The organism is Microcoleus sp. D3_18_C2 (assembly GCF_036702395.1).
Taxonomy (GTDB): Bacteria; Cyanobacteriota; Cyanobacteriia; order Cyanobacteriales; family Microcoleaceae; genus Microcoleus.
On record NZ_JAUBTG010000012.1, the window covers coordinates 121,639 to 125,958 of the forward strand.

4 protein-coding genes are annotated in these 4,320 nt (G+C 47.1%); all 4 read right to left on the bottom strand.

Annotation, left to right across the window (positions count from 1 at the left end; all coding sequences use genetic code 11):
- Positions 1–462: 462 nt before the first annotated feature.
- A complete protein-coding gene (gene moeB / locus QUA88_RS10740; protein WP_333271648.1) occupies positions 463–1,635 on the bottom strand; it encodes a molybdopterin-synthase adenylyltransferase MoeB in 1,173 nt (390 codons plus the stop codon).
- Positions 1,636–1,714: 79 nt separating this feature from the next.
- Positions 1,715–2,194, bottom strand: coding sequence for a M67 family metallopeptidase (locus QUA88_RS10745; RefSeq protein ID WP_333271651.1), 480 nt, complete (start codon positions 2,192–2,194; stop codon positions 1,715–1,717).
- Positions 2,195–2,452: 258 nt separating this feature from the next.
- Positions 2,453–2,680: a ferredoxin family protein gene (locus QUA88_RS10750; protein WP_333054336.1), complete on the bottom strand. Its 228-nt coding sequence runs from the start codon at positions 2,678–2,680 to the stop codon at positions 2,453–2,455.
- 130 nt (positions 2,681–2,810) lie between these two features.
- Positions 2,811–4,046 carry an ATP phosphoribosyltransferase regulatory subunit gene (locus tag QUA88_RS10755; RefSeq protein WP_333054338.1) on the bottom strand — a complete coding sequence of 412 codons (1,236 nt, stop codon included), beginning with the start codon at positions 4,044–4,046 and terminating at the stop codon, positions 2,811–2,813.
- Positions 4,047–4,320 lie beyond the last annotated feature (274 nt).

Here is a 4,320-nt window from a genome sequence, read left to right on the forward strand (position 1 = left end):
ACCATAATTGCCACAAATCGACAATCTCAAAAACCCGCCCCCACCCAACGAAAAATACCAACCTACATTTTCCGATGCGATGAAAATTCCAGGTTGATGTGGGTTATCGGTGGTGGGGGGCGGGTTTATCTAGATTGTTAGTATTTGTTAGATATTGTTGGTGGAACCCGCCCCTACAAAATCTGGGTAAAAGTATTGTACAAAAAACTCGGGTTTTTCCCCACAAAAAATGTACAATATCCCAAACATGGGTAGTGCATCGAAAGGGCGATCGCATTTTATCAAGCAGCTAGTGAAGTTTACACCCGCCCTGCTTTCCCGCAACAATGGGCGATGACTCAAAATAATTTGGCAAATGCTTACCAAGATAGAATCAAAGGAGAACAGGGTGAGAATACAGTTGCCGCCGCCATAATCCCGGTTCCGGGCGGGTGATTTGCCCGCCCCAGAAAAAGATTAGCCTTAATATTGAGGTACAGACGGGTCTACTTCTTGACTCCAAGCAGTAATTCCGCCCTTAACATTAATCCCCTCAATTCCAGCTTCCTTCAAAATGCCCAAAGCCTTCGCAGAACGCCCGCCCATTTTGCAGTGTGCAATCAAGCGATGCCCGTTCAACAATTCCTTAACTTTCTCAACACCTTGGCCGTGTTCGATATCCGGTAAAGGAACCAAAACAGACCCCGGAATTTGAGCAATTTGATACTCGTTGGGATTCCGAACATCTAACAATACAAAATCCTTGGCACCGCTGTCGATTAACTCCTTAAGTTCCGTCACAGTCATCTCAGGAATTTGCGTTTGCTGACTTGCTTCCTGCGCTTTAGCTTGAGGAATGCCGCAGAATTGTTCGTAATCAATTAACTTTTCAATTACCGGGCGCACTGGATTAGGCCGCAGTTTCAATTGGCGGAACGTCATATCTAAGGCATTGTAAAGCAACAGTCGGCCGCTCAAAGTAGTGCCTTGACCCAAGATAATCTTGATAGCTTCCGTTGCTTGGATAGACCCGACAACTCCGCACAAAACGCCTAAAACACCGCCTTCGGCACAAGAAGGAACCATCCCAGGAGGCGGGGGTTCCGGGTACAAATCGCGATAATTCGGGCCGCCTTCGTAGTTGAAAACTGTTGCTTGCCCTTCAAATCGGAAGATGGAACCGTAGACGTTGGGCTTGTTTAAAAGCACGCAAACGTCGTTCATCAAATAGCGAGTCGGGAAATTGTCCGTGCCGTCAATAATGATATCGTAAGGAGTGGCAATGTCGATCGCATTTTCCGAACTAACGCGAGTCTCGTACAAATCTACTTGGCAAAAAGGATTAATTTCTAAAATCCGATTTTTAGCCGACTCAATCTTCGGTTTCCCAACCCAAGAAGTGCCATGAATTACTTGCCGCTGCAAATTAGAATGGTCTACAACATCAAAGTCTACAATCCCAATGCGGCCAACACCGGCTGCGGCTAAATACAGCAGCAGCGGCGAACCGAGGCCTCCCGTACCGATGCAGAGCACGCTGGCAGCTTTGAGACGCTTCTGTCCATCCAATCCAACTTCTGGCAGGATCAGGTGGCGAGAGTAGCGTTCGTATTCTTGTTTGTTGAGCTGGATCTCCTCCAGATTAGGATTTAGCATGATATTGTGTGTAGCGCAGATTTTGAATTACATCCTATCTGAATCTTTCGCATTTTTACCTGTTTGTTATTTTTACTAATTATTTCTTAATCTCAGTCGGTTCCTGTGCGAGAATTTCCTCTGCTTGAAAGTTCCCCTCTCCGTCAAGACTCCAACTGCGGAGGTCTTCCCAACAGCCTTGTCGGACGGACACAATGATATAAGAGTATTGGGCCCACGCCAATGCCCGATCGCACTCTGAGGGCACTGCGGGACAATCCGTGTGAGAATGATATATACCGATAATATCCAGACTGCGATCGCGCCCGTGTTTCATCGCCCGCAACATATCTTCGGGCTTAATAGCATATCTGCGTCTTTCTGTCAATCCCTTTTCTTCAGGCCAATTCTCCTCAGCTTCCGCACTCCAAGCATTGTCAGTCGGCCAAACTTCCACTAAAGTTTTAACATCGCCAGTAACTCGACCGAGCAACAAACCGCAGCATTCTTCAGGATAAGCGCTTTCGGCGTGGGTACGCATGGATAAAATATGAGAGTCGGAAAGTGCGATCGGCTGCATGGGATTTTATTGTAAAGTGCGATCGGGCTTTTTTTTAAACGAACCGCGAAGACGCGAAGGACACGAAGGAAGAGAAGAGAAGGGAAAAGAAAGAACTCACAAAAGTAACATAATTAATTACCTCACTTAGATATCTAAACGTTAGATTTTTCAGTTCTTTCTCACTCTTCTTCTCTGTGTCCTCTGCGCCCTCTGTGGTTCAAAAAAAAATGTAGGGTGAGCCGCAGCGCACCTTACGGATGAAGTTAATTAATGCAATCAAGTCGGAGTTTGCTGCAACTCGGGCCGCTCATCTGGAACGATCGCACCTTCGACAGGACACACCTGCAAACAAATACCGCAGTCAATACAGGTATCAAAATCAATCCAAAACCAATCAGTACCCTTGACATTTTTGCCAGGGCCGGGGTGAATGCAAGCAACCGGACAAGCGCCGACACAATCAGCAATTCCCTCGCAAATATTCGTAACAATAGTGTGTGCCATAGTGTTCTCTCAAAAGATTTTAGTTAGATAGGGGATTAGCAATTAGTAATTGGCAAAACCTGATCTCAATCAGCAGGATACATAATATCATATCAGGTGATTTTTAACCAATTACCAATTACCAATTAGCCTAATTTACCGTTTCAATTGTTGGCAATCCTTCGGCATTTACCCAAGCAATTTGAGCAATTCGTCGATCGCGCGCGAATTCCCGCGCCGCCTCCTCTGTCTCCCGACTCTCCAAATCTATTTCCACCCGAACTAGGTGACTAGAGTCTCGGAGTTTGCGAGCGTAAGCAAAGGCCGCCGCCCCAGCTTCAGGAGTTAGAGGCACAACCAACCAGTCGCTAGCGGGCGTCTGGGTGGGCAATTGCCCCTCTGTCAGCAAAACTTGGTGCAAATCTTCAATATTCAGACAAAACCCGATGCCGGGGGAATTTTGCCCTTGGGGATCGAACAGTCCCAACAGTTGGTCGTAGCGTCCCCCTTGTCCTAAAACTCGCTGTCCTGTCTTGCTGCTGCTGACAACTTCAAACACAATTCCAGTGTAGTAGTCAAATGTTTGAATTAAACTCAAATCGAGGTGAATGTGGGATTTGAGATTGGGAATTTTTGATTGACATTGGTGCAGCAATTCGATCGCCGATTTGAGATTATTTAACGCGGCTTGCTGGGGCAAATCTAAATCCAGCTTAGCAACAATTGGCAACACCTCTTCTGGGCGGCCGCGCAAGTCAAATAACAGCAGAGCTCTTTCTCGCAATTCCGTTGACAGCGGCAAAGTTTCCAAGGCAATTCGATCGAGATTGGCGATCGCCCCCCGAACTTTCTGGCGCACGTTTGGCGGAAACGGTTCCAGCAATGTCGCAGTCAAGCCCGCTTCTCCCAAAACCAAATGCCAGTCATCAATTTCCAAGCTCTGCAAGCACTCAGACAGCAGCAGCAGCACTTCCGCATCCGCAACCGCCCCCCCCGCGCCGAGGAGTTCTACCCCAGCTTGATAGAACTCCTGTTGCCCGCCTGAGCCAGTATCTGGGCCTTTGCGGAACACGTTAGCGTTGTAGTAGAGGCGCTGAGGCTGCCAGCGAGTCCCGGCCATCCGCATTGCAGCCGCGCGGGCGATGGATGCTGTCAATTCCGGCCGCAAACCAAGTTCTCCATCCTCGGCGTCTTGCAGTTGAATTAAGGTCGATCGGTCGATCGCGCCCCCAGCCATCAATGTCTCCAGCCTTTCTAGAGTAGAGGTAATAATCCGGTGATAGCCCCAGCGGTGAAAAACCTGCTGTAAGCGCCGTTCGATCGAAATTTTTTGAGCAACGTCAAGGGGCAATAAATCTCTTGCACCCGATGGGGGTTGGTGAACCATATCAATTTTAGATTTTAGACTTTAGATTTTAGATGGGGCTTAGAAGCTTAGCTTTATGGACGGTGTTAAAGTCGAACCAGGCAAGCTTAACATTCGACTTTAACAAATTAAGGTGTCATCGGAATTTTAGATTTTAGATTTTAGATTTTAGATTGGGCTTAGAAGCTTAGCTTTAGGGGACGGTGTTAAAGTCGAAGCAGGCAAGCTTAACATTCGACTTTAACAAATTAAGGTGTCATCGGAATTTTAGATTTTAGATTTTAGATTTTAGATT

What these genes read in the sequence shown, in the direction of transcription:
- moeB (WP_333271648.1), bottom strand. Translation starts at nt 1,635, where the DNA reads ATGCTAAATCCTAATCTGGAGGAGATCCAGCTCAACAAACAAGAATAC.
- QUA88_RS10745 (WP_333271651.1), bottom strand. Translation starts at nt 2,194, where the DNA reads ATGCAGCCGATCGCACTTTCCGACTCTCATATTTTATCCATGCGTACC.
- QUA88_RS10750 (WP_333054336.1), bottom strand. Translation starts at nt 2,680, where the DNA reads ATGGCACACACTATTGTTACGAATATTTGCGAGGGAATTGCTGATTGT.
- QUA88_RS10755 (WP_333054338.1), bottom strand. Translation starts at nt 4,046, where the DNA reads ATGGTTCACCAACCCCCATCGGGTGCAAGAGATTTATTGCCCCTTGAC.